We start from the raw sequence: 26362 nt of genomic DNA, 5'->3' as shown, positions 1-26362 counted from the left end.
ACGTACGGACCCACAGGGACGTCATGCGTTGGACATCACACCGCCACCCGGCGGAAAACACACCCGCCCATGGGTCCGCGCCCGATGTCGTGGAATTCTCAGGCGAAACGCGGGGGAAACAGCGGGACTACTTGAAGCCGCCCTTGGGGACGCGCGCGAGCTGCCGGCTCTGCGCGACCAGCCGGCCCGCCGAGTCCCACACCTCGACCTCCTCGTCGAACCAGCCGCCGGTCAGCAGCCGTCCGGAGCCGTGGAGGGCGAGCCAGCCGGGCGCGGGGACGGCCCGCATGTGCCAGGTCAGCTCGACGGTCGGGGCCCAGCCCTGCGCGCCGAGGTTGAGCGAGACGGGCGGCAGCGCGTCCACGGCCAGCGCGAGGACGTACGGGTCGGGCTCGTGCCCGTCGGGCAGCCGGAACCAGGCGCGGACCTCGGGGCGGCCGCTGGGGTTGCCGTCGAGCCAGCCCATGGTGGTGCGGTCGAACCGCATGTCGACGTGGTCGGCGAAGCCGTTGCTGTCGCCGGGCGGGCGGGCGCCGGTGCAGTCCTCCAGCGGCGGGAGCGGCACGGCGGGCGGCTCGCCGGCCCAGTCGGGGTCGGTGCCGGGCTCCAGGGTGCCGGTGGTGACGAGCGCGTCCACGATGCGCTTGCCGTTCTGGACGAGGCTGACCAGGGACGTCGCCGCGGTGCGGCCCTCCTTGCGCGGCTCGACGACGATCTCCGCGGGGGCGCCCGCGTCGGCGACGCGCAGGAAGTTCGTCGCGGTCGAGACGGGGTGGGCGTGCGGGGAGGCGTCGACGGCGGCGCGGCCGAGCAGCGCCATCAGGTAGCCGCCGTTGGGCGCCGCGCCGATGCAGTAGCCGGGGTGGATGTCGACCTCGTAGCGGCCCTCGCCGGTCCGCCGCACGGCGGTGGCGTCCGCGAACACGCTCATCTGCACTCCCTGCTGCTCCACCGCGCGGCGGGCGTCCGCCCGGCCGGATTCTAGAACCATATTCGGAACCGAACCCTACCGTCCGCCGGGCGGACCGCCCCTATGAGTAGCATCACGCTACTGACACGCGAGGGCCGGGGACCGGCCCCGTCCCGCGGGCACCGGCCGCCGGCCTCAGGCCCAGAGCTGGCCCTCCAGCGCCGCCTCGGCCTCCTCCAGCGTGCCGCCGTACGCGCCCGTCGACAGGTACTTCCACCCGCCGTCGGCCACGATGAACACGATGTCGGCCCGCTCCCCGGCCTTGACGGCCTTGCGCGCCATCCCGATCGCGGCGTGCAGCGCCCCGCCGGTCGAGATGCCGGCGAAGATGCCCTCCTGCTCCAGCAGCTCGCGGGTGCGGCGCAGCGCGTCCGCCGACCCCACCGAGAACCGCGTCGTCAGCACCGAGTCGTCGTACAGCTCGGGGATGAACCCCTCGTCGATGTTGCGCAGCCCGTACACCAGCTCCCCATAGCGGGGCTCCGCCGCGACGATCTTCACGTCGGGCACCTGCTCGCGCAGGTACCGGCCGACGCCCATCAGCGTGCCGGTGGTGCCGAGGCCCGCGACGAAGTGCGTCACCGTCGGCAGGTCGGCGAGGATCTCCGGGCCGGTCGTCTCGTAGTGGGCCAGCGCGTTGGCCTCGTTGCCGTACTGGTAGAGCATCACCCAGTCCGGGTGCTCCGCGGCCAGGCCCTTCGCGACGCGGACGGCCTCGTTCGACCCGCCCGCCGCGGGCGACGGGATGATCTCCGCGCCCCACATCTCCAGCAGTTGCCGCCGCTCCGCCGAGGTGTTCTCCGGCATCACGCACACCATCCGGTAGCCGCGCAGCTTCGCGACCATGGCGAGCGAGATGCCGGTGTTGCCCGACGTCGGCTCCAGGATCGTGCAGCCCGGCGTCAGCAGCCCGTCCTTCTCCGCCTTGTCGATCATGTAGAAGGCGGGCCGGTCCTTCACCGAACCGGTCGGGTTGCGGTCCTCAAGCTTGGCCCAGAGCCGGACGTCCCCGCTCGGCGACAGGCGCGGCAGCCCGACCAGCGGCGTGCCGCCGACCGAGTCCAGCAGCGACTCGAAACGCATGTCGTTCGTCGTCTCCGTTGTCGTCCGGCCGGTCAGCCGCCGGCGACGGCTGGGAGGATGGTCACGCTGTCGCCGTCGGAGACGGCGGTGTCCAGCCCGCCGAGGAAGCGCACGTCCTCGTCGTTGAGGTAGACGTTCACGAACTTCCGCAGGCCCTTGTCGTCGACCAGGCGGTCGCGCAGGCCCGCGTGCCGCGAGTCCAGGTCGGTGAACAGTTCGTCGAGCGTGCCGCCCTTGCCCTCCACGGACTTGGCGCCGTCGGTGAGATTGCGCAGGATCGTCGGGATCCGGACCTCGATCGCCATCGCGATGATCTCCTTTTGGTCGTACGGGGGCTCCCCGCCCAAGCCGTTGCAACAGGGCGGGGAACGCGGGAATTCCAGGTGAGGATCAGCGCGTCGGCGAACAGTCGTAGACGACCTCGGCGCGCGAGTGCCCGAACAGGAAGCTCTGCACGGGGGGCACCACGGCGGGCGGGACGCGGCGCCGCGCGCCCGTTCTGCTCCCGCTCGTCCACATGAGGCCCACTTTACCTGTCCCGACCATCGCTCTCCGTAGCGCCCATCACACCTGCGCGGAGCCCGGCGCGGAGCCCGGGTAGGAGTCGACGATCACGACTTCCTCCTCGGTCACCTCGCCGTCCAGGATCCGGTACGAGCGGAACTCCACGTCGTCCTCCTCGCGGGTGGAGACGAGGACGTAGTGCGCGTTCGGCTCCTGCGCGTAGGAGATGTCGGTGCGCGACGGGTACGCCTCCGTGGCCGTGTGCGAGTGGTAGATCACCACCGGCTCCTCGTCGCGGTCGTCCATCTCCCGCCACACCTTCAGCTGCTCCTGGGAGTCGAACCGGTAGAACGTCGGCGAGCGCTCGGCATTGACCATCTGGACGAACCGGACGGGACGGTCGGACCCGATCGGGCCGGCGATGACCCCGCAGGCCTCGTCGGGGTGGTCGGCGCGCGCGTGCGCGACGATCCTGTCGACCAGGGAACGCTCGATCGTCAGCATGTCCCGAAGGCTACCCGGACGCGCGGCGGCGCTCCGCGCCGAGCCCGCACTGTGGACGACCCGCCGCCGCCCCGTTCACCACAGCGCCTGGACGAGGCTCTCCTGCAGCATCGTGAGCCAGTCGTACGCCGCGAACATCGGCGTGCGCGGATCGTCCCGATCGAGGCGCACCGCCTCGTCGTACCACTCCTCGCTGATGTCCAGCCGGGTGCCCAGTGCCAGCCGGACGTCGTTCAGCGCGCGCAGCCACACCTGCGCCTGCTCGTCGTCCAGCACCACCCCGCCGCCCCCGCCGGGAAGCGTCTTCAGCACCGTCGCGGCCGCGTCGCGCTTGCCGTCCCGCAGCCCCATCTCGGTGTAGCGGCGGAAGTCGCCGGCGGCCTCGGCCTCCTCGCGGCCCGCCTCCGCGCCCGGATCGCCGTACGCGTCCGGGAACAGCCGCGCGAGCACCGGATCGTCGGGCTTCTCGGCCTTCTCGGCGATGCCGATGGACGCCAGCGGATCGTCCGGCGGGCCCGACCCGGCCGCGCCGCCCGCGTCCGGCGACCCCTCGATCAGCGCGAGCATCTGCTCCATCAGCGACGCCAGCAGCCCCGACTCCTCGGCCGCCAGCCGCACCCGCACGCCGGCCCGCGTCCGGCGGACGTCCGCCATCAGTCGTCCCGCTTCACGGTCGCCCACAGCCCGTAGGAATGCAGAATCTCGACGTCCCGCTCCATCTCCTCGCGGGTGCCCTTGGCCACGACGGCCCGCCCTTTGTGGTGGACGTCCAGCATCAGCTTCTCCGCCTTGGGTTTCGCGTAGCCGAACACGGTCTGGAACACGTACGTGACGTACGACATGAGGTTGATGGGGTCGTTCCAGACGATCGCCAGCCAGGGCCGGTCGGCGCGCGCCTCCTCCTCGACGTCCGGCCGCTCCAGCTCGACCGGTGCGGGCGCCGTGCTCATGGCGCTCATGGCCTGCGTCTCCCCCTCTCGCCCGCGAGATCGGTCCGCCCTCGCATCCGATGCTAGGTGCACCGGCCTCCAGGTCCATGGTGCCCGCACCGGGGCTTAGGCTGCCACCTGTGGACACAGGTGAAGGAACGGGCGGCACCGCGCTGCTGACCGACCGGTACGAGCTCACCATGCTGCAGGCGGCGCTGCGCAGCGGAACGGCCGACCGGCCCGCCGTGTTCGAGGTGTTCGCGCGCAGCCTCCCGGCCGGGCGCCGGTACGGCGTCGTCGGCGGGACCGGGCGCCTCCTCGACGCGATCGAGGCGTTCCGCTTCGGGACGGACGAACTGGACTGGCTCGCCTCGAACGGCGTCGTCGACGAGCCCACGGCGCAATGGCTGGAGAAGTACCGCTTCACCGGAGACGTCTGGGGCTACCCCGAAGGCGACTGCTACTTCCCGGGATCGCCGATCCTGCGGGTCGAGGGCACGTTCGCCGAGGCCGTCCTGCTCGAGACCGTCGTGCTGTCGATCCTCAACCACGACTGCGCCATCGCGTCCGCCGCGTCCCGCATGGTGCAGGCCGCGCAGGGCCGTCCCCTCATCGAGATGGGCTCGCGGCGCGCACACGAACGCGCGGCCGTGGCGTCGGCGCGCGCAGCCTACGTCGCGGGGTTCGCCACCACATCGAACCTCGAGGCCGGACGGCTTTACGGTGTGCCCACGGCGGGGACGAGCGCGCACTCGTTCACGCTCCTGCACGACAGCGAACGCCACGCGTTCGAAGCGCAGCTCGCTTCCCATGGCGAATCCACGACGCTTCTGATCGACACCTACGACGTCGAACGCGCCGTCCGCACCGCCGTCGAACTCGCCGGACCCGCGCTCGGCGCCGTCCGCATCGACTCCGGCGACCTCGCGGTCATGGCCCGCCGCGTCCGCGACCAGCTCGACTCCCTCGGCGCCCGCGACACCCGCATCGTCGTCACCGGCGACCTCGACGAGTACGGCATCGCCGCCCTCGCCGCCGCGCCCGTCGACGGCTACGGCGTCGGCACGTCCCTCGTCACCGGGTCCGGCGCGCCCACCGCCTCCCTCGTCTACAAGCTCGTCGCCCGCGCCGACGCGCCCGGCCCCGGCGCGCCGATGCGCCCGGTCGCCAAGCGGTCGACCGGCAAGCCCAGCCGCGGCGGGCGCAAGGCCGCCGTCCGGCGCGTCGACCCGCACGGCACCGCCTACGCCGAGACGGTCACCACCGGGGAGCCCGCGCACGGCCCCCGCGACCGCGTGCTCCAGGTCCCGCTCGTCCGGGACGGCGAGATCGTCGGGCGCGAGCCGCTGCGGGACGCCCGCGACCGGCACGCCCGCGCCGTCGGCGAGCTGCCCCCGACGGCCCTCCAGCTGTCCCGCGGCGAGCCCGCGCTGCCCACCGAGTTCGTCGACGACGCCGCGCGCCCCTGACCGGCAGGTTCCTCCGCGCCCCGGACTGGGATAGCGTCCAAGGTGGGGGACACGCCGGGGTGGAGCCCCGCGGAACGACGACGGGAGCGGTCATGGGCAAGAAGGCTCTGATCATCGTGGACGTGCAGAACGACTTCTGCGAGGGCGGCTCGCTGGCCGTCGCCGGCGGCGCGGACGTCGCCACGGCCATCTCCGGGCACGTCTCGGCCAACCGCCCCGACTACGCGCACATCGTCGCCACCCGCGACTTCCACCTCGACCCGGGCGGGCACTTCTCCGCCGAACCCGACTACGTCGACACCTGGCCGCCGCACTGCGTCATCGGCACCCCCGGCGCCGACTTCCACGACAACCTCGCGCTCGCCGACATCGAGGCCGTGTTCAGCAAGGGCCGCGAGACGGCCGCCTACAGCGGCTTCGAAGGCGCCACCGACGACGACGTCCCGCTCGCCGACTGGCTCACCGCCCACGGCGTCGACACCGTCGACATCGTCGGCATCGCCACCGACCACTGCGTCCGCGCCACCGCCGTCGACGCCGCCCGCGGCGGCCTCCGCACGACCGTCCTGCTCGACCTCACGGCCGGGGTCGCCCGCGCGACCACCGACCGCGCCCTCGACGAACTCGCGCGGGAGGGCGTCGCGCTCTCCGGCACCCCGGTGGTGAAATCCTGAACCGTGACGAATGACGTGAAGCCTCCCGAGATCATTGTGGTCGGCGGCGTGTCCGGCAGCGGCAAGACGACCGTCGGCACGCTCCTCGCCGAACGCCTCGGCTGGGACTACGCCGAGGCCGACGACTTCCACTCCCCCGAGAACATCGCCAAAATGCGCTCCGGCGTCCCCCTCACCGACGCCGACCGCATGCCGTGGCTGCGCGCCATCGGCACCTGGATGGACGGGCGCATCCGCACGGGCGAACCGGGCGTCGTCACCTGCTCCGCCCTCAAGCGCGCCTACCGCGACATCCTCCTCGAAGGCCGCGCCGACCGCGTCCGGCTCGTCCTCCTGGACGGCGACCGCGACACGATCGCCGCACGCATGCGCGAACGCAAGGGCCACTTCTTCAAAGCCGACCTGCTCGACAGCCAGTTCGCCGACTACGAGCGCCCCGGCCCCGGCGAGGACGTCCTCACCGTCCCCGCCGACGACACGCCCGAAGCGATCGTCGACCGCATCCGCGCCGCCGTCGGCCGCTGACCCTCAGCCCCGGCGGCGCGCCGCCCACTCGCGGATCTTCGTGATCCGCGCCCGGATCTCCGACGCGCTCGCCTGCGGCACCGCCGGGCCGCCGCACTGCCGCCGCAACTCGTTGTGGATCACGCCCTGCGGCTGGCCCGTCCGGTGGTTCCACGCGTTGACCAGGCCGTTCAGCTCCCGCCGCAGGGCCGCGATGTCCTCGGCGGCGGTCCGGTCGGCGCGCGGATCACCCGTCTTCTTCCGCGACCCCGCGAGCTGCTCCGCCTGCCGCTTGCGCAGCAGCGCCGACACCTGGTCGGGCTCCAGCAGCCCCGGAATGCCGAGGTACTCCTCCTCCTCGGCCGACCCCGGCGTCGCGTGCATGCCGAACTCGCCGCCGTCGTACAGCACCCGGTCGAACGTCGCGGACGCCTCGACCGTCTCGAACGGCAGCTCCTCCCCCACGTCGGGGGTGTCCTGCCGCTTGTTCGCCTCGGCGATCAGGTCGTCGTCCAGGCCGTCCTCGCGGACCGGACGGTCGAGCACGTGGTCGCGCTCCTCCTCCAGCTCCGCCGCGTGCCCCATCAGCGTCGGCACCGACGGCAGGAACACCGACGCCGTCTCGCCCCGCTTGCGCGCCCGGACGAAACGCCCGATCGCCTGCGCGAAGAACAGCGGCGTGCTCGTCGACGTCGCGTACACGCCCACGCACAGCCGCGGGATGTCGACGCCCTCCGACACCATCCGGACCGCGACCATCCACCGGTCCTCGGTGTCGCTGAACTGCTTGATCTTCTTCGACGCCGACGGGTCGTCCGACAGGACGATCGTCGCGCCCTCGCCCGTCACCGCGCGCAGCATCTTCGCGTAGGCCCGCGCGGTCTCGTGATCGGTCGCGATCACCAGCCCGCCCGCGTCCGGGATCACCCGCCGCAGCTCGGTCAGCCGCCGGTCCGCCGCCGCGATCACCTGCCGGATCCAGTCGCCCTTCGGGTCGAGCGCCGCCCGCCACGCCTGCGACGTCTGGTCCTGCGTCAGGGGCTCGCCGAGCGTCGCGGTGATCTCGTCGCCCGCCCGCGTCCGCCACCGCATCTCCCCCGCGTACGCCAGGAAGATCACCGGACGCACGACGCCGTCGGCCAGCGCGGGCCCGTACCCGTACGTGTAGTCCGCGCGGCTCCGCCGGACGCCGTCCGGCCCCTCCTCGTACTCCACGAACGGGATCGGGTTGATGTCGGTCCGGAACGGCGTGCCCGACAGCGACAGCCGCCGCGCCGCCGGCTCGAACGCCTCCCGGACCGCGTCGCCCCAGGACAGGCCGTCCCCCGCGTGGTGCACCTCGTCGAAGATCACGAGCGTCTTGCGGGACTCCGTCCGGTTCCGGTGCAGCGCCGGCCGCGCCGCCACCGTCGCGTACGTCACCGCGACGCCGTGGAAGTCCTTGCCGACGGGGCCGCTGCTGTTCTGCCACTCGGGGTCGAGCTTGATCCCCACGCGCGCCGCCGACTCGGCCCACTGCCGCTTCAGGTGCTCGGTCGGGCACACGACCGTCACCGCCGCGACGGCCCGCCGCTCCATCAGCTCCCGCGCGAGCCGCAGCGCGAACGTCGTCTTGCCCGCGCCGGGCGTCGCGACGGCGAGGAAGTCGCGCGGGCCCGGCTGCTGCCCGTCCGTCCCGAAGTACGCCTCGAGCGCCTGCTGCTGCCAGGCGCGCAGGGACGACGCCGTCCCCCAGGCGGCCCGTTCGGGGAACGCGGGGGGCATGCTCGGTGCGGCGAAGGTGCTCACGGTCATAGCAGGCTACATACCGGGACCGACAGATCGTGCCCTCCGAGCCCAACCTGTGCCGCGATCCACACCGCGACCAGCCGACACGCCCGCGCCGCATCCCGGGCGTGTCCGCCCCTTCACGACGGCACGCGAAAACGACGGCCGGCACCCCGGGGCGCCGCGCCGTCCCGCATCGGCGGACTCAGCCGTCGTTCTTGTCGCCGCCCGACTGCATGGACTCGTAGATCTCCTTGCACTCCGGGCACACGGGGTACTTCTTCGGGTCGCGGTTCGGCACCCACACCTTGCCGCAGAGCGCGATCACCGGCGTGCCGCTCACCGCGCTCTCGGTGATCTTCGCTTTCTTCACGTAGTGGGCGAACCGCTCGTGGTCGCCGTCACCGTGCGACAGATCCGGCCGTACGTCCGTCCGGGTGTCGCCATCGGGAAGGATCTTCGTGCTCACGTCATCACACCTTAATTCAGCGTCGGGTCCTCAGGGTACGTCGAGACGAACGCCAGGTCGCCGCCCTGGCGGCGGAGGACGTCGGACCAGAGGCGGTCGGGGTCGGGGGCGAACACGTCGCCCGCCTCGGCGGGCACCAGGTACCACGCCCCCTCCTCGATCTCCGTGCGCAGCTGCCCCGCGGACCACCCGGCGTAGCCCGCGAACACCCGGAACTGGAGCAGTTCGGCCGCCAGCAGCCCGGGCGGCGCCTCCAGGTCGACGAGGCCGACCCGGGACACCTCGGCGCCGCCCTCCAGAGCGCGCCAGCCGAGCGGTTCGTCCTCGCCGGGAAGGCGGGCCAGGGCGAGCGCGTTGTCGAGCGCCACGGGCCCGCCCTGGAACACCACGGACGGCCCGGTGACGAGTTCGGCCCACGGCGGGAGCACCCGGTCGACCGGAACCTCGGTCGGCCGGTTGAGGACGACGCCGAGCGTCCCCCCGTCCATGTCGTGCTCGACCAGCAGGACCACGCTGCGCTTGAAGTTGGGATCCTCCAGCTGAGGGGTCGCGACGAGCAGTAGCCCCACCCTGATGCCGTCTTCCATGGGTTCCATCATGCGTTGCGCCGACCCTCGGCGGCACGCCCCCCTTCTCGTTACCTTGGTACGTACACCTATCGACGGGGATATCGGCAGCACAACAGCACAGGTTGAGAATGATCTCTCGGACCATCGGACGCCCGCGCCCGCGGGCCCGGGGAGGACAGCGATGCAGTTGCCCAGGGTCGTCATCGCCGCCGTGTTCTTCGCCCTCGCGGCGTTCATCGCCATCCCCCCGCTGCTGGGAGGGGACGACTCCAGGGCGGCGACGCCCGCGTCGAACGGGACGACCTCGCCGTCCCCGTCGGCGTCCGGGTCCGGTTCGGAGTCGCCGCGCGAGTCGCCCGCGCCGTCGGCGTCGGGCAAGGCGGCGCTGACGGCGGAGATCGGGTCGGTGTCGTGCCCGGGGCGGACGGTCCCGGTGCGCGTCCGGAACACCGGGTCGCGGCCCGCGGACTTCAGCATCGAGAAGAACGACGACACGGCCGCGATCCCCGGGCGGCTGGGCGGCGGCGAGTCGCGCACGGTGGACGTCGAGGTGCGGGAGGACCGGCGTACGCGGGTGCAGGTCGCGTGGGCGAACGAGCGGGTCGCGTCCGAGACCGTCGAGGCGAACTGCGCCGGTGCGGGGGCGCCGGGCGACGGGCCGTCCGAGCTGCCCTACACCGGCCAGGACGACGGGGTGCTGTGGGCGCGCGGCGCCACCGCCCTCGCCGCCCTGGTCACCGGCGGGGTCATCTTCTGGTACGGGGGCGTGTGGCCCCGCCGCAAGGAGAAGATGCTGCAGAAGTGACGGTCACGCCTCCGTGCGGGGGCGGCCGCCGGCGGCCTCGCGGACGGCGCCCGCGACGCGGGAGCTCACGTCCGGGTGAAACACGCTCGGGATGATGTAGTTCGGGCCGATCTCCTCCGGGGTGACCACTTCGGCGAGCGCGGCGGCGGCCGCGGCGAGCATGTCGAGGGTGACGACGTCCGCCTGGGCGTCGAGGAGGCCGCGGAACACGCCGGGGAACGCGAGGACGTTGTTGATCTGGTTCGGGTAGTCGCTGCGGCCGGTGGCGACGACGGCGGCGTGCTCGCGTGCCTCGTCCGGCGAGACCTCGGGCTCGGGGTTGGCGAGGGCGAAGACGATCGCGTCGTCGTTCATGGTGGCGATGTCGTCGCCGGTGAGGATGCCGGGGGCCGAGACGCCGATGAAGACGTCGGCCTCCTTGACGGCGCCGCGCAGGTCGCCCGCGTAGCCGGCGGTGTTCGTGTGCTCGGCGATCCAGCGGAGCGAGTCGTCGAGGTCGTCGCGGCCCGCGTGGACGGCGCCGCGGTAGTCGCAGACGATCAGGTCGCGGGCGCCCGCGTGCATGAGCAGCTTGAGGATGGCGCTGCCCGCGGCGCCCGCGCCCGCCATCGTGATGCGGACGGACGACAGGTCCTTGCCGACGACGCGGAGCGCGTTGGTGAGGGCGGCGAGCACGCAGATCGCGGTGCCGTGCTGGTCGTCGTGGAAGACGGGGATGTCGAGGAGTTCGCGGAGGCGGGCCTCGACCTCGAAGCAGCGGGGGGCGGAGATGTCCTCGAGGTTGATGCCGCCGAACGCGGGGGCGAGGATCTGGACGGTCCGGACGATCTCGTCGGTGTCCTGCGTGTCGAGGCAGATCGGCCAGGCGTCGATGCCGGCGAACCGCTTGAACAGCGCGGCCTTGCCCTCCATGACGGGCAGGGCGGCTTCGGGGCCGATGTTGCCGAGGCCGAGGACGGCGGAGCCGTCGGTGACGACGGCGACGCTGTTGCGTTTGATCGTCAGCCGCCGGACGTCCTCGGGGTTGCGGGCGATCGCGAGGGAGACGCGGGCGACGCCGGGCGTGTAGGCCATGGAGAGTTCGTCGCGGTTGCGCAGCGGGACCTTCGACGACATCTCGATCTTGCCGCCGAGGTGCATCAGGAACGTGCGGTCGCTGACCTTGTGGATCTTGATGGCGTCGAGCTGCTCCAGCGCCGCGGCGATGGCCTCGGCGTGCTGGGTGTCGCGGGTGGCGATCGTCACGTCGATGCGGAGCGTCTCGTGCCCGGCGGTGTTCACGTCGAGCGCGGTGACGATGCCGCCCGCGTTCTCCACCACGTGGGTGATCTGGCTTACGGCCCTGCCGCCGGCGGGGACCTCCAGCCGGACGGTGATGGAGTACGAAACGCTCGGCACGCTCGCCACGACAGATGCTCCCTCTGTAACCGGGTATGTCCGTGTCCCGGACGTGCGCGCGGTCGGCGTGGCACGCCGGGGGCCGTGCCCGGACGGCCCCGCGGGCTCAGATCGCCCCCGCCGCGGCGACGACGAGGTCGACGGCGGCGGGTACGGGCAGCCTCGTGGTGTCGATCACGAGGTGGTAGAGCCGCGGATCGGCGGGGTCGGCCCCGTAGAAGTGCTTCACGTAGGCCGTTCGGGCGCGGTCGTTGTCCACGAGCATACGCTCCACTTCGCGGTACGGCGTCCCGCTCGCCCCACTCGCGTCCCAGTTCGCGGGCATCTCGGCGGCCGCGCGGACCATCCGGCGCTCGCGCGGCCCGTCCAGCCGGACGTGCAGGGCGCCCGGCCGGTCGGCGAGGACGAGCGCGGCGGCGCGGCCGAGGACGACGCAGCCGTCCTCGGCGGCGCGGCGGATCGCCTCCTCGGTGCGCGCGGTGAACTCCTCGGGCGGGACGGCGCCGCGGTTCGGCGGCCGGACGTCCATGCCGCTCAGCGACACGCCGGGCAGCCGCGCGGCGCCGGCGAGGATGCGGCCGAGGCCGCTCTCGGCGCGCCCGTCGTGGGCGAGCGCCTCCTCGAGGGTGCAGCCGATCTCGCTCGCGACGACCTCGGGAATCGCGCGGTCGACGAACGGCAGGCGGAGGCGCTCCGCCACGGCGGGGCCGACGAGCGCGCCGGCCGCGCCGAACGCGGCGGAGATGGTCACGGTCCGGGCGGTCACGGACGGTTCATGCCCGTTCCGGACGGACGTCACCGTGCCCGGCCGCCGGAACGGCGGGGCGGTGCCGGCGGGGCGGGGACGTCCCGGTCAGAACAGGGCGGACTGCAGCGAGCGGCGCGCCTTGCCCACGCGCGGGTCGTCCGGCGGGAGCAGGTCGAACAGCGACAGCAGGTGCTTGCGCGCCGCGTCGCGGTCGTCGCCGGCACTGGCCCGGACGGCCGCGATCAGCCGCGCGAACGCCTCGTCGACCCGGCCCGACATCATCTCGACGTCGGCCGCGCCGATCTGGGCGGGCACGTCGCCGGGCTTGGCCCGGCCCTCCTGCAGCGCGCGCTGCGGGTCGCCGAGGGCCTGGACGCGCAGGCTCAGCTCGACGAGCCCGAGGCCCTGCTTGGCCTGCGGGTCGCGCGGGTTCTGCGCGAGCAGCCGCTCGAACGCCGCTTTGGCCGCGTCGAGGTCGCCGCTCTGCAGGGCCGCTTCGGCCTCGGCGAGCCCGGGGTCGATCTGCGGCTGGGCGGGCTGCTCCGCGCCCGGCTCGCCGGCGGGCGCGTCGGGCAGGAGGCCCTCCTTGCGGAGCACGTCGAAGAGCTGGTCGATGGCCTGCCGGACCTGCGGCTCGGGCGCGGCGCCGTTGAGGAACGGCAGGAGCTGCCCGGCGACGACCGCGGCGACGAACGGGATGCCCTGGACGCCCATCTGCTGCATGTACGCGGCGAGCTGCGGGTTCGCGTCGACGTCGACCTTGGCGAGCACCCAGGTGCCGGCCGCCTCGGCGGCGAGCTTCTCCAGGATGGGCCCGAGCTGCTTGCAGGGCCCGCACCATTCGGCCCAGAAGTCGACGAGGACGGGCACGCTCTGCGAGCGTTCCACGACGTCGGTGTTGAACGTCTCGTCGGTCACGTCGAGGACGTACTGCCCGCCGGCCGCCCCCGCGGACGCGGAGCCGCCGCCCGCCTGCGCCTGCGCCCGGCGTTCTTGCTGCTTCCTGGTGGCCGCCTGGCGGGCACCCAGGTCGATGGCCCCGTGCAACGAAAAGTCCCGAGAAGACATGGCTCCATCCTGCCCCATCCCCGCACCGGCTGTGCGCCCGTACGCTCCCAGCGGAGTGCGGGGACGGGTCGAGGAGGCGTCCGGCCGGCGTCAGCCGAGCCGTTCGCCGTACACGCGGTCGACCGCCATGGTCATGAGCACCCTGCGGTCGGACACCATGACCGACCGGTACTCGGCCCAGTCGGGGTGCTCCCCGGCGGCGCGCCGGTAGTAGTCGACGAGGGCGTCGACCTCCGGCCCGTCCGGGTCGGTGCCGGGCCCGGTGAGCGTCACCGGGCCCTCGGCGGTGGCCCACGCGCGGCCGTCCGGCGAGGTGACCTCCAGCGCGGCGCGCGGGTCGCGGCGCAGGTTGGCGGTCTTGGCCCGCCCCTCGGTCATCGACACGTACAGGACGCCGGCGTCGCGGTCGTAGTACGGCATGACGGGCGAGAGCTGCGGGAGCCCGTCGGACTTGATCGTCGCGAGGACCCCGAGCCGGCTCTCGGCGAGCAGGGCGCGCGGGTCGAACCGCGTGGCGGTGGTCATGGTGGTGTCCCTACCCTTCCGAAGGCTTGCGGAACTGCTCGATCAGTGCGGCGTAGCCGTCGCCGCCGCGCCCGGCGGCCGAGGCCCGGTCCGCCAGCGCCAGGACGAGCGCGGGGAGCTCGGTGGAGACGCCGAGCGCGGCGCTCTCGCCGACGAGCTCCCGCATCGTGTGGCGCTGCTGGTCGATGGCGGCGTCCAGGACGGGGTAGGCGCCGTCGTCGATCTGCTGCGCGTACGCGGGAAGCCAGTCGGCGACGGTCTCGGCGCTCACCTTCGCCAGCGGGGCGAACGCGGCGGCGCCCACGCCCGCCGCGCCGAGTAGTGCGGCACCGTGCAGGAATCCGTTCAGCAGGTTCCACATGACGCTCAGGACGGCCATCTCGTTCAGCGACACCAGGCCGTGGTCGTCGCCGAGGTGCGACGTTCCCGCGCCGAGGCTCCGCAAAACCGGTTCATGCCGGTCGTAGTCCGCGCGGGGCCCGCTGAAGACGAGCATGGCGGCGGCGGTCCCGACCGTCTCGGGGACGGCCATGACGGCGCCGCCGAGGTAGGTCGCGCCGTGCCGCGAGACCGCCGCGGCGGTCTCGCGGGCCTCGCCGGACGATCCGGACGTCAGGTTCGCGACCGTGCGGCCGTCGAGGGCGGCGCCGGCCGCGTCGAGGGTCGCGCGGACGGACGCGTGGTCGGCGACGCAGACGACCACGAGCGGGGCGGCCGCGACGGCCTCGGCGGGGGTCGCGGCGATCACCGCTCCCTGGGCGGCGAGCGGTTCGGCCTTGGCGGCCGTCCGGTTCCAGACGGTGGTGGGGTGCCCGGCGCGCAGGAACGCTTCGGCGAGCGCCCGTCCCATCCGGCCGAGGCCGAGGACGGTCACGGGGGTGCGGGCGGCGCCGTCGTTGTGGGTCGATGTCGTGTCTTGGGGTGCGTTAGCGGTCATGGCAGAATCTTGAACGTTCACACTGATATGAAGGTCAAGGGGCGAGCGCCATGCTGATCGGAGAGCTGAGCCGGCGGACCGGGGTCAACGCGCACCAGCTGCGCTATTACGAGTCCCAAGGGCTGCTGCAGGCCCACCGGGGCGCGAACGGCTACCGCGAGTACGCGGCCGACGCCGTCGTGACCGTCGCGCAGATCCGCAGGCTCCTGGAGGCGGGGCTGCCGACGAAGGAGATCGCGTACCTGCTGCCCTGCGCGGAGGGCCCGGGCCCGGAGTTCGAGCCCTGTCCCGAACTCCTGGACGCGCTGCGCGGGCGCTTGCACAAGCTCGACGCGTGCATCGAGTCGGTCGTCCGGTCCCGGCAGGTGCTGAGCGACCTGATCGACTCGGCCGAGCGCCGCATGGCGACGTCGCCCTACCGGGACCGCGGCGCGGCCGGACCGGAGGCGGCGGTGGCGTGACCGTTCGCGTCATCCGGGGCGGAGCCGCACCCCGTTTGCGAAATGCCTTTTAGCGGGCATATGCCGATTGTCCATATATCTTGTTTCGTTCCAGTCACGCTATGAGGCAAAGATTCCAGCGGTCCCGCCGTAAAGGCAAAAAGATTGCTGACAGCCATCGCCAAGCCCGGTTATAGTCGCGATGTCGATGCATCGTGGCGCGGCAAAAGAGCTCCGGACGCCCTGGACACCGGTTCGGCCGGTGCCGGGAGCCGGGCGCGCGCCGCGTGGTGACGGGGGAGGCCACCGGCGCGCCAGACACGGCCGCAGCGAGCGCATGGCGAACAACGGGGGGAAACAGTGATCGCGGAGTATTCCGCGATCGTGGCCCGAGGAATGGGTGTCCGCCGCGGGGGGCGGTGGCTCCTGCGCCCGGTGACCTTCGGCCTTGCCGAAGGCGTGGTCGGCTTCGCCGGTCCACCTGGTGTCGGTAAATCCACTCTGCTGGCCACGTTCGCGACCTTGCGCCGACCGAACGCCGGTGCGCTGCACGTTCTCGGAAGGGACATATCGAACGGTACGGAGTTGCGCGCCGCGCGGGCCCGGATCGGCTACCTGCCGTCCCGGTTCTCCCGGACGGGCAACATGACGGCGGGCGAGTTCGTCGAGTACGCCGCCTACTTCAAGCGGACGAGCACCGCCGCCGCGCGCGCGATGGTCAAGCGGCTCGACCTCACCGAGGCCGCCGGCACCGAGCTCGCGCTGCTGCCGCCGGACGTCCGGCTGCGCGCCGGCCTCGCCGCGGCGTGCGTCCACGAACCCGAGCTGGTGCTCCTCGACGAGCCGTTCGGCGAGCTGTGCGCCGCCGCCGAGCCCTGGCCGACCGGCGCGGCCGGGCCGGGCGGCGACGCGTCCGCCGCGATCGCCGAGCTGATCCCGGTGCTGCGCGCCCTCGCCCCGACCGTGGTGATCACCGCGGACGGCTGCGACCCGCTCACCGGCTGGTGCGACCGCCTGTTCACGCTGACCCGCGGCAAGCTCACCGAGCAGCCCACCCGTTCGGCCACGACCCGCCGGGGCCGCTCCGCCGCCGACCGCCGATGGCCCGACGCGGCCGGCGGGCGGGACGCGGTGCCCGGCGCGCACCGGCGCGGCGAGGATCCGGTGCCGCGCCGGTGGCTGTGGCCGGCCCGTCCATGGTCGGCATTGCCCTGGACGGGCCGGCCCCGGCGCCTCGGCCGCCGGCCGCCGCTGCCCGCGCTGCAGCAGCCGGTCCGGCCGCGGGCCCGCCGGACGCCGGTGCGGAGCACCGCCGGTGTCTGACCTCGGGCGGGTGCTCCGGCTGGACGCCCGCCGCACGGCGCTGCTCGTCGCGGTGCCGCTGCTCACCGCCGTCGGGACCGCCGCGGCGGCGCTGTCGATGTGCCCGCCGCACGCCTACCGGGACAACACCGTCGTCGCCCTGGTGAACGCGGTGCGGCTGCTCGGCCCGGTCGCCGCCGCGCTCGCCGCCTGGACGGCCGTCCGGGAGCGCCCGATGGACTACCTGCGCAACCTCACCGCCCGCTCCCCCGCCACCGGCGTGCTGTTCGACCTGCTGCTGCTGTCGGCCGCCGCGCTCGTCTCGTACGGCGCGGTCACCGCCGTGATCGTCGCCGTCACCCTCCTGCACGACGGCACCGGACGCTCGCACCCGCTCGGGTTCGCGGCGGGCGCGGGCGCGCTCGTCCTGCACGTGGTGGCCGGCTACCTGGCCGGACGGGTGGCGCCGCACCGGGCGACGGCGCCGCTCGTCCTCGCCGCCACCGGGCTGTGGGCGGCGCTCCGGGTGCCCGGGATGTCCTGGTGGAGCCTGCTGCCCCCGGCCGCGCTGAACCAGGTCGCGCTGTTCACCACGCTGCGCCCGCAGGTGCTCGCCGACCAGGTCGTGTGGGCGGTGGGCGCGACGGCCGCGCTGATCCTCGGGTACGTGCTGTGGGCGACCCGCCGCGCGCTGGTCGGCGTCCCGCTCGCCGTGGCGCTCGCGGCGTCCGCGGCGGCGACGCTCGGGCTGCACGGCACCGCGGGCGGGACGGTCGCGCCCGCCCGCACCGACCAGGTGTGCCGGGAGTGGCCGCTGACCGTGTGCGTGCATCCGGCGCTGCGCGAAGCGCTGCCCGCGCTGACGTCCGCGGTGCTGCCGCTCGCCGCGCGGCTGGAGGGGACGCCCGGCGCGTTCACCCGCGTGGAGCAGCGCCCCGGGTGGGAGCCCGGCGGGGTGCGCGACGGCGTCGCGGGCGTCCACCTGGACGCCGCGCTGCCGCCGGGGTTCGAGGAGCGGGCCGTCCGGCGCATCCGGGACGGCCTGCGCGACGCGCGCACGTGCCCGGCGCCGCGCGGGTACGGCGCGCTGGTGGACGCGTGGCTGGTCGGCGAAGCGCCGCCCGCGATCGGGGACGAGCGCACGGCGCGGCTGTTCGGCTCGTGGAGCGAGGACCGCCGCCGCGCGTGGCTGGGGCGGCACTTCGCGGACTACCGGACGTGCACGCTCGGCCCCCACGACTTCCGCACCGCGGCGGACGTCCGCGCGGCGCACGCGCCGGGCCTGGACGACCGGGCGGGCGCGGCGGGCCGTCCGGGAACGGCGACGCGCCGCTCTCCGCACGAGGCGGGGAACGGCGCGCAGGGTTCCCCTGCACGGCCGCGCCGGGACCCCCAGCCCGGCGCGGCCGCGCAGGAGCCTTAAGCCCGGCCGGCCGGTTCGGCGACCGGCGCGGGCTTGGTCCAGTGGCGTTCGACGAAGAACGGGGCGACGGGCAGCACCGCGGCGCCCATCGCGAGGACGGTCCGCGTCAGGTTCCAGCCGAGCTGCTGCCGCACGAGGACCGCCGCGCCGATGTAGGCGACGAACAGGGCCCCGTGGATCGCGCCCACCAGCGACACCGCCGCGGGCATGTCCGCCATGTACTTCAGCGGCATGGCCACGAGCAGCAGCAGGAGGAACGAGACGGCCTCCGCGATGGAGACGACCCGGAACGCACGAACAATGTCCACGTCCGGTCAACGGCCGCCGCCCGCGGGAGGTTTCAGCCCGGGGTATGGCCCTGATCACATCGCCCGGACAGCAACAAGTGGCGTGAACGGGCGGCGCGGCGGGGCATGCCGGGTGTATGGCGAGCGAAAAACCGAATAGCGCGGCCCCCCGATCCCTCCGCCCGCTCCGGTTCCTGCGCGGTCCGGTGCTGCTGGTCGTCGTGACGGCCGTGGTCGTGGTGGCGGGCCTGCAAGTCCTTCGCGGGCTGGGGCTGCCGGACTGGGCGAACCCGTTCGAGACGGAGACGAAGGACCGCAGCGGGCCCGTCCTGGTCAAGTCGATCCAGGACCTGCGGCGCTACGAGGCCGCGAGCGGGTCCTTCCAGGTCATCGTGGACCTGGAGCAGGACGCGAAGTTCCTGCCGGGTTCGCTGCGCGGGAAGCGCACCCTGTTCGTCGGCAACGGGACCGTGGACGCCTACGTCGACTTCTCGAAGTTCGGCGAGGGCGCGATCAAGGTGAACGCGGACCGGACGGCCGCGACGATCGCGCTGCCGCCCGCGCGGTTGGACAAGACCAACCTCGACACCGAGAACAGCTACGTCCACGCCACCGACCGCGGCCTGTTCGACCGGTTCGGCGACTTCTTCAGCGACAACCCGAACGACCAGCAGCAGCTCTACGTCCTGGCGAGCCGCAAGATCCAGGACGCGGCCGCGGAGAGCGGCCTGCGGGAGCGCGCCGACGCCAACACGAGGTCGATGCTCACGAACATGCTGCAGGCCCTCGGCTTCGCGTCGGTGAAGTTCACCGAGCCCGCGCAGTGACCCCCGCGCCCGCCCCGGGCGGGCGCGGGGGCCCGCGTCACGCCTTGGGCACGCGAAGGACGAGCGCGTCTCCCTGGCCGCCGCCGCCGCAGAGGCCGGCGGCGCCGACGCCGCCGCCGCGGCGCTTCAGCTCGTAGGCCAGGTGCAGCGCGATGCGGGCGCCCGACATGCCGACCGGGTGGCCGAGCGCGATCGCGCCGCCGTTCACGTTGACCTTCTCGGGGCCGACGCCGAGGTCGCGCATCGACTGGATCCCGACCGCCGCGAACGCCTCGTTGATCTCGACGAGGTCGAGGTCGGCGACGTCCAGGCCCTCCTTGCCGAGCGCGTGCTTGATCGCGTTGGCGGGCTGCGACTGGAGCGAGTTGTCCGGGCCCGCGACGTTGCCGTGGGCGCCGATCTCGGCGAGCCACTCCAGCCCGAGCTCCTCGGCCTTCGCCTTCGACATCACGACGACCGCCGCGGCGCCGTCGCTGATCTGCGAGGACGAGCCCGCGGTGATCGTCCCGTCCGCGCTGAACGCCGGACGCAGCCTGGCGAGGCCCTCGACGGTGGTGTCGCCCCGCACGCCCTCGTCCGCGGCGAACACGATCGGCTCGCCGCGCCGCTGCGGGATCTCGACGGGGGCGATCTCGTCGTCGAACACGCCGTTCTTGATCGCCTCGGCGGCGCGCCGGTGCGACCGCGCGGAGAACTCGTCCTGCTCCTCGCGGGAGATGTCGAGCTTCGCGTTGTGCCGCTCGGTCGACTCGCCCATGGGGATGCCGTCGAACGCGTCGGTGAGCGCGTCGTAGGCCATGTGGTCGAGCATCTCGACCGAGCCGTACTTGTAGCCGCCGCGCGACTTCGGCAGCAGGTGCGGGGCCCGCGTCATCGACTCCATGCCGCCGGCGACGACGATGTCGAACTCGCCGGCGCGGATGAGCTGGTCGGCGAGCGCGATGGCGTCCAGGCCGGACAGGCACACCTTGTTGATGGTGATCGACGGGACGTTCATCGGGATGCCGGCCTTCACCGCCGCCTGCCGCGACGGGATCTGCCCCGCGCCCGCCTGCAGCACCTGCCCGAGGATCACGTACTGGACCTGGTCGCCGGACACCCCGGCCCGCTCCAGCGCCGCCCGGATCGCGTGCGCGCCGAGGTCGGCCGCGGAGAAGTCCTTGAGCGAGCCCATCAGGCGGCCGATGGGCGTGCGCGCTCCGGCGACGATCACGGATGTGGCGGTCATGAGGGGGCCCTCCAGAGTGGTGCTGCGCCGACGTTTGCCACCATACCCAGGAGTATCGGCACGCCTTCGAGGGAGACCCGCCCATGCTGACCCGCATCGACCACATCGGCATCGCCTGCCACGACCTCGAGGCAACCGTCGAGTTCTACAAGTCCGCCTACGGCTTCTCCGACGTGCATTTCGAGGTGAACGAGGAGCAGGGCGTCCGGGAGGCCATGCTCAAGATCAACGAGACGGGCGACGGCGCCGCCAGCTACCTCCAGCTGATCCAGCCGATCCGCGACGACTCGGCCGTCGCCAAGTGGCTCGCCAAGAACGGCGAGGGGGTGCACCACATCGCGTTCGGCACCGACGGCACGGTGTCCGAGGAGGCCGCGAACATCGGCGCGAAGGGCGTCCGGGTCCTGTACGACGAGCCGCGTCAGGGCTCGATGGGCTCGCTGATCAACTTCCTGCACCCGAAGGACTGCCACGGCGTCCTGACCGAGCTGGTGCAGAAGCGCTGACGGCGGCGGACGACCGGTCACGGAGCGGCGCCGCACCGTGACCGGATCGTGACGCATTCGGGACACCGGGACGGGGAACGGGGTACAGACTGCCGCTCTGTGACCATTCGGTCGCGTCTGGTGCATTTGTGGGGCCCGTACCTGGGCAGCCGCGACTTCACGGAGCGACATGCCAAAACGGGACAAAACACGCAGCGCGTCAAGATGAGCCCCCAACACGGCAGTGTCCGGAGTAGGCTTCATTCGCCGGAAGAGGTCTGGGGCGCTGCGCCGTTCCCGCCAGGCGATCAACCGGTCCCCGGAACCACCCGTAGCCCCGTCACATCAGGATTGAGCCACATGCAGTCCGACATCGACGCCCAGCTCACCAACTTCTTCGAAGAAACGCCCCCACGCGAGTTCGACGTGGTGCTCCGCGGCTACGACCGGCACCAAGTCGACGAGCACATCAAACAGCTCGAAAGCGAGGTCCGGCAGACCCGCGAGTCGACCCAGGCCATGCAGCGGGAGCTGTCCGACGCGCACCGCCAGCTGCAGGAGCAGGAGCGCCCCACCTACTCCGGCCTGGGCGCCCGCATCGAGCAGCTGCTCCGGCTCGCCGAGGAGCAGGCCACCGAGCTCGTCCAGGCGGCGCGTTCCGAGGCCAACGAGATCAAGGCCGCCGCCAAGGTCGACGCCGCCGAGCTGCGCGCCACCGCCGAGAACGACGCCGCCGAGCTGCGCGCCACCGCCCAGCGCGAGGGCGACGACATGCGCAACGCGGCCGAGCGCGAGGCCGAGGAGGTGCGCACGTCCGCCCGCCGCGAGGCCGACGAGCTGACCTCCACCACCGAGCGCGAGGTCGCCAAGCTCCGCGCCACCGCCGACCACGAGGTCGCCGAGAAGCGCGCCGCCGCCGAGCGGGAGATCGCCAAGCTCCGCACCACCACCGAGCGCGAGGTCGCGCAGCTGCGCGCGTCCACCAAGCGCGAGCGCGACGAGATCCTCACCACCGCCAAGCGGCAGGCCGACGAGATGCGCGCCCAGGCGCAGCGCATCCTCGAGGAGAGCGAGGCCCAGCGCGCCCAGGCCGAGGCCGAGTTCGAGATCCAGCTCGCCGCCCGCCGCGAGGAGGCCGACCGCCAGGACGCCGAGCGCCACGCCGCCGCCCAGGCCGCGACGCAGAAGCTCGTCGCCGAGGCCGAGCAGCGCGCCGCGTCCGCCGAGCAGCGCGCCGCCAAGGCCACCCAGCAGGCCGAGCAGACCCGCCGCGAGGCCGACTCGCACGCGAAGCAGCTCGTCGCGAACGCCCGCAAGAACAGCGACAACGTCATCGCCGAGGCCAAGGCCCAGGCCGAGCAGCTGCTCGCCGAGACCAAGGCCGAAGCCGACCGCGTCCGCACCAACGCGCAGCGCCAGGTCGACGAGCTCACCCGCCAGCGCGACAGCATCACCAGCCACCTCAACCAGCTCCGCCAGCTCATCGGCGGCGTCTCCCCGGGCATGGGCGCCGACGAGATCGCCGCGCCGCCGGAGAAGCCCGCCATCCCCGCGGCCGAGCCCAAGGAGGAGCCGCCCGCGCCCAAGCCGGCCCCGAAGCCGGCCGCGGCGAAGGCCGCCCCGGCCAAGCCCGCCGAAGCCAAGAAGTCCGACGAGGACGACGAGGACTGGTGGCAGGAGTGACCTCCTGACGCGTTCACCCGCGCGTCACCGACGGAAAGCCTAGAGGCGGAGTGAACGCCTCTAGGCTTTCCGTCGTCTACATCACGAGCACCACTCGAAGCCGATCGCGGCAGGAGACAGAGGAGACCGGCGTGCCCGACGAGACCCCCCGCGAGGACGGTTCCGCCGCGCCGCCCGGCCCCGCCCAGGTCCCCGCCCCCACTCCGCCCCCCGACGACACCGCCGGGACGACCGCCGGAACACCCGCGCGGGACGAGCCGGACACCGAGCAGGACGACGCCGGGACGACCGGCGAACCCGCCACGGTGAACGAGCAGGCCACGACCGTCCCCGACTCGTCCGCCACGGACGGGGACGGGGACGGGGACGCAACTGACGCCGAACCCTCCCCCGCCGAGCCCTCCACCGGCGAGGCGCCTGCCTCGGCCGACGCGGGCGCAGACACCGAGGCGTCCGCCTCAACCGACCCGACCGACGACGACGCCCCCGCATCCGGCGATGGTGGAAAGCCTGACACGGACGGCAAGGAAGGCGCCGCGCAGAGCGGGCCCACGGAGACGCGGCCGCAGGACACGGACGTCCTGGACGCCCCGCCGTCCCCGTCCCCGCCCCCACCCGGGGACGGGGAGCCGGCGGCGGAGCCCGCGGAGCCGGCGGCGGGGCTCGCGAAGGCGGGCGGGGCGCTCGCCGCGGAGCAGGGCGCGCCGGTGCAGGTGACGCCCGACCCCGCGATGGACGTCGAGCAGCGGCGGCGGGAGGCGGGGGTCGACCAGCGGTTCCCGTTCGGGCGGCCGGGGCAGCCGCTCGGCCGGCACCACCCGTTCGTGTTCGGGTTCACCGCGGCCCTCGGCGTGATCACGGCGTGGATGCTGGTGCAGGCGGCGACGAGCGCGCGGTCGACGATCGTGATGATCGTCGTGGCGCTGTTCCTCGCGATCGGGCTGAACCCGGCGGTGGAGCGGCTGAGGCGGATCGGGCTCCCCCGGGGGCTGGCGGTCGGGGCGGTGTTCTTCGGGGTCCTGCTGTTCTTCGCGGGCTTCGTCGCGTCGCTGGTGCAGCCGGTGACCGAGCAGGTCAACGAACTCCGGGAGAGCATTCCGCAGTTCGTCGAGCAACTCCAGAACAACGACCAGCTCGTCGAATGGGACAAGCGGTACGGGCTGCTGGAGCGGGCCGAGACGTTCGTGAACGGCGAGGACTTCCAGAAGCAGGTCACGGACGCGGCCACGGGAATCGGCCGGGTCGCCATAAACGGTGTGGTCCAGACCGTGACCATTCTGATCCTGACGCTGTACTTCCTGGGGTCGCTGCCGCAGATCAAGACGTTCTTCTACAAGCTCGCCCCGCGGACGCGGCGCGCGCGCGTGGCGCTGCTCGGCGACGAGATTCTGGACCGGATCGGCGGGTACGTCGCGGGCCAGTTCATGATCGGGTTCATCGCGGGCGCGGCGTCGTACGTCTTCCTGTCGATCGTGGGGGTGAAGTACGCGCTGGCGCTGTCGCTGATCGTGGCGGTGACGGCGCTGATCCCGCTGGTGGGCGCGACGATCGGCGCGGTGGTCGTGTGCCTGATCGCGTTCCTGACGGGGTCGCTGACGGACGTGATCGCCTGCGTGGTCTTCTACGTCGCGTACCAGCAGGTGGAGAACTACCTGATCTATCCGCGGGTGATGAAGCGGACGGTGGACGTCCAGCCGGCGGTGACGATCGTGGCGGCGCTGGTGGGGGCGGCGCTGCTCGGGGTGGTGGGGGCGCTGCTGGCGATCCCGACGGCCGCGGCGGTGTCGCTGCTCATCCGCGAGGTCGTCCTGCCCCGTCAGGAGACCCTTTAGCCGTCCGGGCGAGGGCGGCGGTGAACTCGGCGACGGCCTGGTTGAACAGGTCGGGCTGCTCGACGGCGCACAGGTGCCCGGCGCGGGGAATGACGAGGAGTTCGGAGTCGGGGGCGGCGTCGGCCATGGCGCGGGCGTCGGTCTCGGTGGCGAGGGCGTCCTCGTCGCCGACCATGACGAGGGTGGGGACGCGCAGCTCGCGGAGGGTGGCGAAGGAGTCGGGGCGGGCGGCCATGGCGCGCTGCGCCCAGGCGGCGGCGCGCGCCGGGGTGGCCTGGACGAGCCCGCGGACGCGCCCGTAGACGAGGGCGCGCTGCCGCATGGTGGTGGGGCCAACGAGGCCGGGGAGCACCTCGTCGATGAGCACCTGGACGCCGCCGCCGTCGAGGGCCTCGGCCTGCCGGAGCCGGTTCGCGCGGACGGCGTCGGTGTCGGCGGACGCGCGGGTGGCGGCGAGGACGAGCCCGAGGACGAGGTCGGGGTGGCGGCGGCAGAGCGCCATGGCGACGTAGCCGCCCATGGACAGGCCGCCGACGACGGCGCGGCGGACGCCCTGGGCGCGGAACATGCGGGCGACGTCGTCGGCCATCGCGTCGATGGACGGTTCGCCGGTGCCGAGCAGAGACCCGCCGAAGCCGCGCAGGTCGGGGGTGATGACGCGGAACCGTCCGGCGAGGCCCTGCCGCTGCTCGAGCCACATCGCGGACGAGAGGGGGAAGGCGTGCAGCAGGACCAGCGGCGTGCCGGAACCGACGTCTCTGGCGTAGAGCTGCACGGTCATGCGGGTTCCTCACCTCGGGTCGGGTTCCCGGTAATGGGTACCCGCATCGCGCCCGAGATGATCAGGTCTGGCCGTCATCGGCCGCTCGCGATTACGCGGCGGGGCCGTCCCATTCGGTGGGCAGCGGGTGGGCGGCGGGCGCGACGCGGCGGACGATCTCGTTGAGCACGGTGCGCACGTAGGGTTCGCCGACCCACAGGTGCTTGGCCTTGTCGACGCCGACGACCTCTGCCTGCGGGACGCGCTTGAACCGTTCGCGGGCCTCGTCGGGCCGGAGGTAGTCGTCGAACTCGGGGACGAGCGCGAGGACGGGGCGTCCGTCGGCGCCCCACGCGTCGAGGTCGGCGTCGGTCGCGCGGTGCAGCGGGGGCGACAGCAGGATCGCGCCCTCGACGAGCGGGTCGCGGCCCCACTTGAGCGCGAGTTCGGTGCCGAACGACCAGCCGAGCAGCCAGGGGCGGGGCAGGTCGTGGTACTCGGTGTACTCGAGGGCGGCGGCGACGTCGAACCGCTCGGTCTGGCCCTCGCCGAACTCGCCCTGGCTGGTGCCGCGCGCCGAGGCGGTGCCGCGGGTGTTGAACCGCAGGACGGCGAGGTCGGCGAGCGCGGGCAGCCGGTAGGACGCCTTGCGCAGGACGTGGCTGTCCATCATGCCTTCGGCGGTGGGCAGCGGGTGCAGGCAGACGAGGGTGGCCGCCGGGGGGTTCTCGGGGGGCAGCGCGAGTTCGCCGACGAGTTCGAGCCCGTCGGAGGTGTGCAGGGTGATGTCCTCGCGGCGCGCCGGCAGGACGGTCGCGGCCCGGATCTCCGCCATCGGTCTCCTTCGGTCAGTGGCGCGGGGCGTTGCGGCTCCGCTGGACGCGGGGCGAGCGGCGGGTGCGGGCCCGCCAGCAGGGGCGGTGCCAGTGCCGCCGGTCGTCGGCGCCGCCGCGCTCGTCGGCGGGCCAGGCGACGACGTGCCCGACGCCGGGCGGGATCTCCTGGTCGCAGCCGGGGCAGCGGTACGGTTTGGCCGCGTTCGTCCCGGCGACGTTGCGGACGATCCAGGTGCCGTCCGGCCCGTCCTCGGTGTCCTGAGCCCACATGCCGCCGCCGCCCCGCGGCGCGGGTCCGGGGGCGGAGCGGCGGTTCTTGCGGGGGCTCATGCTTCC

Annotated in this window: 31 protein-coding genes; 11 read left to right on the top strand and 20 right to left on the bottom strand. The window is 73.3% G+C overall.

Annotated features, from left to right (window positions below; translation table 11 throughout):
• Positions 1-127: 127 nt before the first annotated feature.
• From H505_RS0114065 to clpS, 7 genes are all read right to left on the bottom strand, one after another.
• Positions 128-991 carry a thioesterase family protein gene (locus H505_RS0114065; RefSeq protein WP_325052945.1) on the bottom strand — a complete coding sequence of 288 codons (864 nt, stop codon included), beginning with the start codon at positions 989-991 and terminating at the stop codon, positions 128-130.
• A gap of 114 nt (positions 992-1105) precedes the next feature.
• Positions 1106-2053 (bottom strand): PLP-dependent cysteine synthase family protein, encoded by a 948-nt coding sequence (locus H505_RS0114060; RefSeq protein ID WP_026402513.1) that lies wholly within the window; start codon positions 2051-2053, stop codon positions 1106-1108.
• Between the two features lie 32 nt (positions 2054-2085).
• Positions 2086-2358: a MoaD/ThiS family protein gene (locus H505_RS0114055; RefSeq protein ID WP_026402512.1), complete on the bottom strand. Its 273-nt coding sequence runs from the start codon at positions 2356-2358 to the stop codon at positions 2086-2088.
• Positions 2359-2443: 85 nt separating this feature from the next.
• Entirely contained in the window at positions 2444-2572 is a 129-nt protein-coding gene (locus H505_RS52360) for a hypothetical protein (RefSeq protein WP_267898570.1), read from the bottom strand.
• A 45-nt stretch (positions 2573-2617) separates the two neighbouring features.
• Positions 2618-3061 (bottom strand): M67 family metallopeptidase, encoded by a 444-nt coding sequence (locus H505_RS0114045; RefSeq protein ID WP_026402511.1) that lies wholly within the window; start codon positions 3059-3061, stop codon positions 2618-2620.
• Positions 3062-3136: 75 nt separating this feature from the next.
• Positions 3137-3715, bottom strand: coding sequence for a DUF2017 domain-containing protein (locus tag H505_RS0114040; protein WP_026402510.1), 579 nt, complete (start codon positions 3713-3715; stop codon positions 3137-3139).
• Entirely contained in the window at positions 3715-4011 is a 297-nt protein-coding gene (clpS, locus tag H505_RS0114035) for an ATP-dependent Clp protease adapter ClpS (RefSeq protein ID WP_026402509.1), read from the bottom strand. Before clpS ends, H505_RS0114040 begins: the two co-directional genes overlap by 1 nt.
• A gap of 86 nt (positions 4012-4097) precedes the next feature.
• Between clpS and H505_RS0114030 the strand changes: the two genes are divergently transcribed.
• The 3 genes from H505_RS0114030 (at position 4098) to H505_RS0114020 (ending at position 6658) form a co-directional block, all read left to right on the top strand.
• Positions 4098-5459: a nicotinate phosphoribosyltransferase gene (locus H505_RS0114030; RefSeq protein ID WP_051300651.1), complete on the top strand. Its 1362-nt coding sequence runs from the start codon at positions 4098-4100 to the stop codon at positions 5457-5459.
• 92 nt (positions 5460-5551) lie between these two features.
• Positions 5552-6133: an isochorismatase family protein gene (locus tag H505_RS0114025; RefSeq protein ID WP_026402507.1), complete on the top strand. Its 582-nt coding sequence runs from the start codon at positions 5552-5554 to the stop codon at positions 6131-6133.
• A gap of 3 nt (positions 6134-6136) precedes the next feature.
• Positions 6137-6658 carry a gluconokinase gene (locus H505_RS0114020; protein WP_026402506.1) on the top strand — a complete coding sequence of 174 codons (522 nt, stop codon included), beginning with the start codon at positions 6137-6139 and terminating at the stop codon, positions 6656-6658.
• A gap of 3 nt (positions 6659-6661) precedes the next feature.
• On the opposite strand, the gene H505_RS0114015 is transcribed toward H505_RS0114020, so the two are convergent.
• From H505_RS0114015 to H505_RS0114005, 3 genes are all read right to left on the bottom strand, one after another.
• Complete coding sequence (locus tag H505_RS0114015; RefSeq protein ID WP_051300659.1) at positions 6662-8401, bottom strand: DEAD/DEAH box helicase; 1740 nt, start codon at positions 8399-8401, stop codon at positions 6662-6664.
• Positions 8402-8609: 208 nt separating this feature from the next.
• Positions 8610-8873, bottom strand: a complete 264-nt coding sequence (locus tag H505_RS0114010; RefSeq protein ID WP_026402504.1) for a DUF3039 domain-containing protein — start codon at positions 8871-8873, stop codon at positions 8610-8612.
• 11 nt (positions 8874-8884) lie between these two features.
• Entirely contained in the window at positions 8885-9460 is a 576-nt protein-coding gene (locus H505_RS0114005) for a YqgE/AlgH family protein (RefSeq protein ID WP_026402503.1), read from the bottom strand.
• Between the two features lie 163 nt (positions 9461-9623).
• Between H505_RS0114005 and H505_RS0114000 the strand changes: the two genes are divergently transcribed.
• On the top strand, positions 9624-10247 hold the full coding sequence (locus H505_RS0114000) for a hypothetical protein (protein WP_026402502.1): 624 nt from the start codon (positions 9624-9626) through the stop codon (positions 10245-10247).
• A 3-nt stretch (positions 10248-10250) separates the two neighbouring features.
• Here the strand turns inward: H505_RS0114000 and H505_RS0113995 are convergent, their stop codons facing one another.
• The 5 genes from H505_RS0113995 to H505_RS0113975 form a co-directional block, all read right to left on the bottom strand.
• Entirely contained in the window at positions 10251-11654 is a 1404-nt protein-coding gene (locus H505_RS0113995; RefSeq protein WP_026402501.1) for an NAD-dependent malic enzyme, read from the bottom strand.
• 97 nt (positions 11655-11751) lie between these two features.
• On the bottom strand, positions 11752-12411 hold the full coding sequence (locus tag H505_RS0113990; RefSeq protein ID WP_026402500.1) for a cytidylate kinase-like family protein: 660 nt from the start codon (positions 12409-12411) through the stop codon (positions 11752-11754).
• 87 nt (positions 12412-12498) lie between these two features.
• Entirely contained in the window at positions 12499-13440 is a 942-nt protein-coding gene (locus H505_RS0113985; protein ID WP_026402499.1) for a tetratricopeptide repeat protein, read from the bottom strand.
• 111 nt (positions 13441-13551) lie between these two features.
• Positions 13552-13986 (bottom strand): PPOX class F420-dependent oxidoreductase, encoded by a 435-nt coding sequence (locus H505_RS0113980; RefSeq protein ID WP_026402498.1) that lies wholly within the window; start codon positions 13984-13986, stop codon positions 13552-13554.
• Between the two features lie 10 nt (positions 13987-13996).
• Positions 13997-14923 (bottom strand): NAD(P)-dependent oxidoreductase, encoded by a 927-nt coding sequence (locus H505_RS0113975; RefSeq protein ID WP_034517845.1) that lies wholly within the window; start codon positions 14921-14923, stop codon positions 13997-13999.
• Between the two features lie 50 nt (positions 14924-14973).
• Between H505_RS0113975 and H505_RS0113970 the strand changes: the two genes are divergently transcribed.
• The 3 genes from H505_RS0113970 to H505_RS41745 all read left to right on the top strand — a co-directional run bounded on the left by H505_RS0113970 (position 14974) and on the right by H505_RS41745 (position 18088).
• Positions 14974-15384: a MerR family transcriptional regulator gene (locus H505_RS0113970; RefSeq protein WP_026402496.1), complete on the top strand. Its 411-nt coding sequence runs from the start codon at positions 14974-14976 to the stop codon at positions 15382-15384.
• Between the two features lie 375 nt (positions 15385-15759).
• Positions 15760-16686 (top strand): ATP-binding cassette domain-containing protein, encoded by a 927-nt coding sequence (locus H505_RS47640; RefSeq protein WP_233617770.1) that lies wholly within the window; start codon positions 15760-15762, stop codon positions 16684-16686.
• Entirely contained in the window at positions 16679-18088 is a 1410-nt protein-coding gene (locus H505_RS41745; protein WP_084550222.1) for a hypothetical protein, read from the top strand. Before H505_RS47640 ends, H505_RS41745 begins: the two co-directional genes overlap by 8 nt.
• On the opposite strand, the gene H505_RS0113955 is transcribed toward H505_RS41745, so the two are convergent.
• Positions 18085-18396 carry a DUF3817 domain-containing protein gene (locus H505_RS0113955; RefSeq protein ID WP_026402495.1) on the bottom strand — a complete coding sequence of 104 codons (312 nt, stop codon included), beginning with the start codon at positions 18394-18396 and terminating at the stop codon, positions 18085-18087. The two genes, H505_RS41745 and H505_RS0113955, sit on opposite strands and share 4 nt — an antisense overlap.
• Before the next feature lie 185 nt (positions 18397-18581).
• Between H505_RS0113955 and H505_RS0113950 the strand changes: the two genes are divergently transcribed.
• Entirely contained in the window at positions 18582-19202 is a 621-nt protein-coding gene (locus tag H505_RS0113950) for a DUF4230 domain-containing protein (RefSeq protein WP_051300648.1), read from the top strand.
• A gap of 37 nt (positions 19203-19239) precedes the next feature.
• On the opposite strand, the gene H505_RS0113945 is transcribed toward H505_RS0113950, so the two are convergent.
• On the bottom strand, positions 19240-20430 hold the full coding sequence (locus tag H505_RS0113945) for an acetyl-CoA C-acetyltransferase (protein ID WP_026402493.1): 1191 nt from the start codon (positions 20428-20430) through the stop codon (positions 19240-19242).
• A gap of 83 nt (positions 20431-20513) precedes the next feature.
• On the opposite strand from H505_RS0113945, the gene mce reads away from it, so the two are divergent.
• From mce to H505_RS51620, 3 genes are all read left to right on the top strand, one after another.
• Positions 20514-20936 carry a methylmalonyl-CoA epimerase gene (gene mce / locus H505_RS0113940; protein WP_026402492.1) on the top strand — a complete coding sequence of 141 codons (423 nt, stop codon included), beginning with the start codon at positions 20514-20516 and terminating at the stop codon, positions 20934-20936.
• 339 nt (positions 20937-21275) lie between these two features.
• Positions 21276-22598: a DivIVA domain-containing protein gene (locus H505_RS0113935; protein ID WP_026402491.1), complete on the top strand. Its 1323-nt coding sequence runs from the start codon at positions 21276-21278 to the stop codon at positions 22596-22598.
• Positions 22599-22729: 131 nt separating this feature from the next.
• Positions 22730-24430, top strand: a complete 1701-nt coding sequence (locus H505_RS51620) for an AI-2E family transporter (RefSeq protein WP_026402490.1) — start codon at positions 22730-22732, stop codon at positions 24428-24430.
• Here the strand turns inward: H505_RS51620 and H505_RS41740 are convergent.
• From H505_RS41740 to H505_RS0113915, 3 genes are all read right to left on the bottom strand, one after another.
• A complete protein-coding gene (locus H505_RS41740; protein ID WP_051300647.1) occupies positions 24390-25211 on the bottom strand; it encodes an alpha/beta fold hydrolase in 822 nt (273 codons plus the stop codon). The genes H505_RS51620 and H505_RS41740 overlap by 41 nt on opposite strands.
• A 91-nt stretch (positions 25212-25302) precedes the next feature.
• The gene (locus H505_RS0113920) at positions 25303-26025 is read right to left on the bottom strand and encodes an alpha/beta hydrolase (protein ID WP_026402489.1); all 723 of its coding nucleotides are present in this window, start codon (positions 26023-26025) and stop codon (positions 25303-25305) included.
• Positions 26026-26038: 13 nt separating this feature from the next.
• A complete protein-coding gene (locus tag H505_RS0113915; RefSeq protein WP_026402488.1) occupies positions 26039-26356 on the bottom strand; it encodes a hypothetical protein in 318 nt (105 codons plus the stop codon).
• Positions 26357-26362 lie beyond the last annotated feature (6 nt).

This window comes from Actinomadura rifamycini DSM 43936, from assembly GCF_000425065.1.
Taxonomy (GTDB): Bacteria; Actinomycetota; Actinomycetes; order Streptosporangiales; family Streptosporangiaceae; genus Spirillospora; species Spirillospora rifamycini.
The sequence above is the reverse complement of the archived record's forward strand: the minus strand, read 5'-3'. Positions and strand labels throughout refer to the sequence as shown.

Bases quoted from the DNA above. Each gene is read 5' to 3' on its own strand.
- H505_RS0114065 (WP_325052945.1), bottom strand. From the start codon at position 991: ATGGTTCTAGAATCCGGCCGGGCGGACGCCCGCCGCGCGGTGGAGCAG.
- H505_RS0114060 (WP_026402513.1), bottom strand. From the start codon at position 2,053: ATGCGTTTCGAGTCGCTGCTGGACTCGGTCGGCGGCACGCCGCTGGTC.
- H505_RS0114055 (WP_026402512.1), bottom strand. From the start codon at position 2,358: ATGGCGATCGAGGTCCGGATCCCGACGATCCTGCGCAATCTCACCGAC.
- H505_RS52360 (WP_267898570.1), bottom strand. From the start codon at position 2,572: ATGTGGACGAGCGGGAGCAGAACGGGCGCGCGGCGCCGCGTCCCGCCC.
- H505_RS0114045 (WP_026402511.1), bottom strand. From the start codon at position 3,061: ATGCTGACGATCGAGCGTTCCCTGGTCGACAGGATCGTCGCGCACGCG.
- H505_RS0114040 (WP_026402510.1), bottom strand. From the start codon at position 3,715: ATGGCGGACGTCCGCCGGACGCGGGCCGGCGTGCGGGTGCGGCTGGCG.
- clpS (WP_026402509.1), bottom strand. From the start codon at position 4,011: ATGAGCACGGCGCCCGCACCGGTCGAGCTGGAGCGGCCGGACGTCGAG.
- H505_RS0114030 (WP_051300651.1), top strand. From the start codon at position 4,098: ATGGTGCCCGCACCGGGGCTTAGGCTGCCACCTGTGGACACAGGTGAA.
- H505_RS0114025 (WP_026402507.1), top strand. From the start codon at position 5,552: ATGGGCAAGAAGGCTCTGATCATCGTGGACGTGCAGAACGACTTCTGC.
- H505_RS0114015 (WP_051300659.1), bottom strand. From the start codon at position 8,401: ATGCCCCCCGCGTTCCCCGAACGGGCCGCCTGGGGGACGGCGTCGTCC.
- H505_RS0114005 (WP_026402503.1), bottom strand. From the start codon at position 9,460: ATGGAAGACGGCATCAGGGTGGGGCTACTGCTCGTCGCGACCCCTCAG.
- H505_RS0114000 (WP_026402502.1), top strand. From the start codon at position 9,624: ATGCAGTTGCCCAGGGTCGTCATCGCCGCCGTGTTCTTCGCCCTCGCG.
- H505_RS0113980 (WP_026402498.1), bottom strand. From the start codon at position 13,986: ATGACCACCGCCACGCGGTTCGACCCGCGCGCCCTGCTCGCCGAGAGC.
- H505_RS0113975 (WP_034517845.1), bottom strand. From the start codon at position 14,923: ATGACCGCTAACGCACCCCAAGACACGACATCGACCCACAACGACGGC.
- H505_RS0113970 (WP_026402496.1), top strand. From the start codon at position 14,974: ATGCTGATCGGAGAGCTGAGCCGGCGGACCGGGGTCAACGCGCACCAG.
- H505_RS47640 (WP_233617770.1), top strand. From the start codon at position 15,760: ATGGGTGTCCGCCGCGGGGGGCGGTGGCTCCTGCGCCCGGTGACCTTC.
- H505_RS0113945 (WP_026402493.1), bottom strand. From the start codon at position 20,430: ATGACCGCCACATCCGTGATCGTCGCCGGAGCGCGCACGCCCATCGGC.
- mce (WP_026402492.1), top strand. From the start codon at position 20,514: ATGCTGACCCGCATCGACCACATCGGCATCGCCTGCCACGACCTCGAG.
- H505_RS0113935 (WP_026402491.1), top strand. From the start codon at position 21,276: ATGCAGTCCGACATCGACGCCCAGCTCACCAACTTCTTCGAAGAAACG.
- H505_RS41740 (WP_051300647.1), bottom strand. From the start codon at position 25,211: ATGACCGTGCAGCTCTACGCCAGAGACGTCGGTTCCGGCACGCCGCTG.
- H505_RS0113920 (WP_026402489.1), bottom strand. From the start codon at position 26,025: ATGGCGGAGATCCGGGCCGCGACCGTCCTGCCGGCGCGCCGCGAGGAC.
- H505_RS0113915 (WP_026402488.1), bottom strand. From the start codon at position 26,356: ATGAGCCCCCGCAAGAACCGCCGCTCCGCCCCCGGACCCGCGCCGCGG.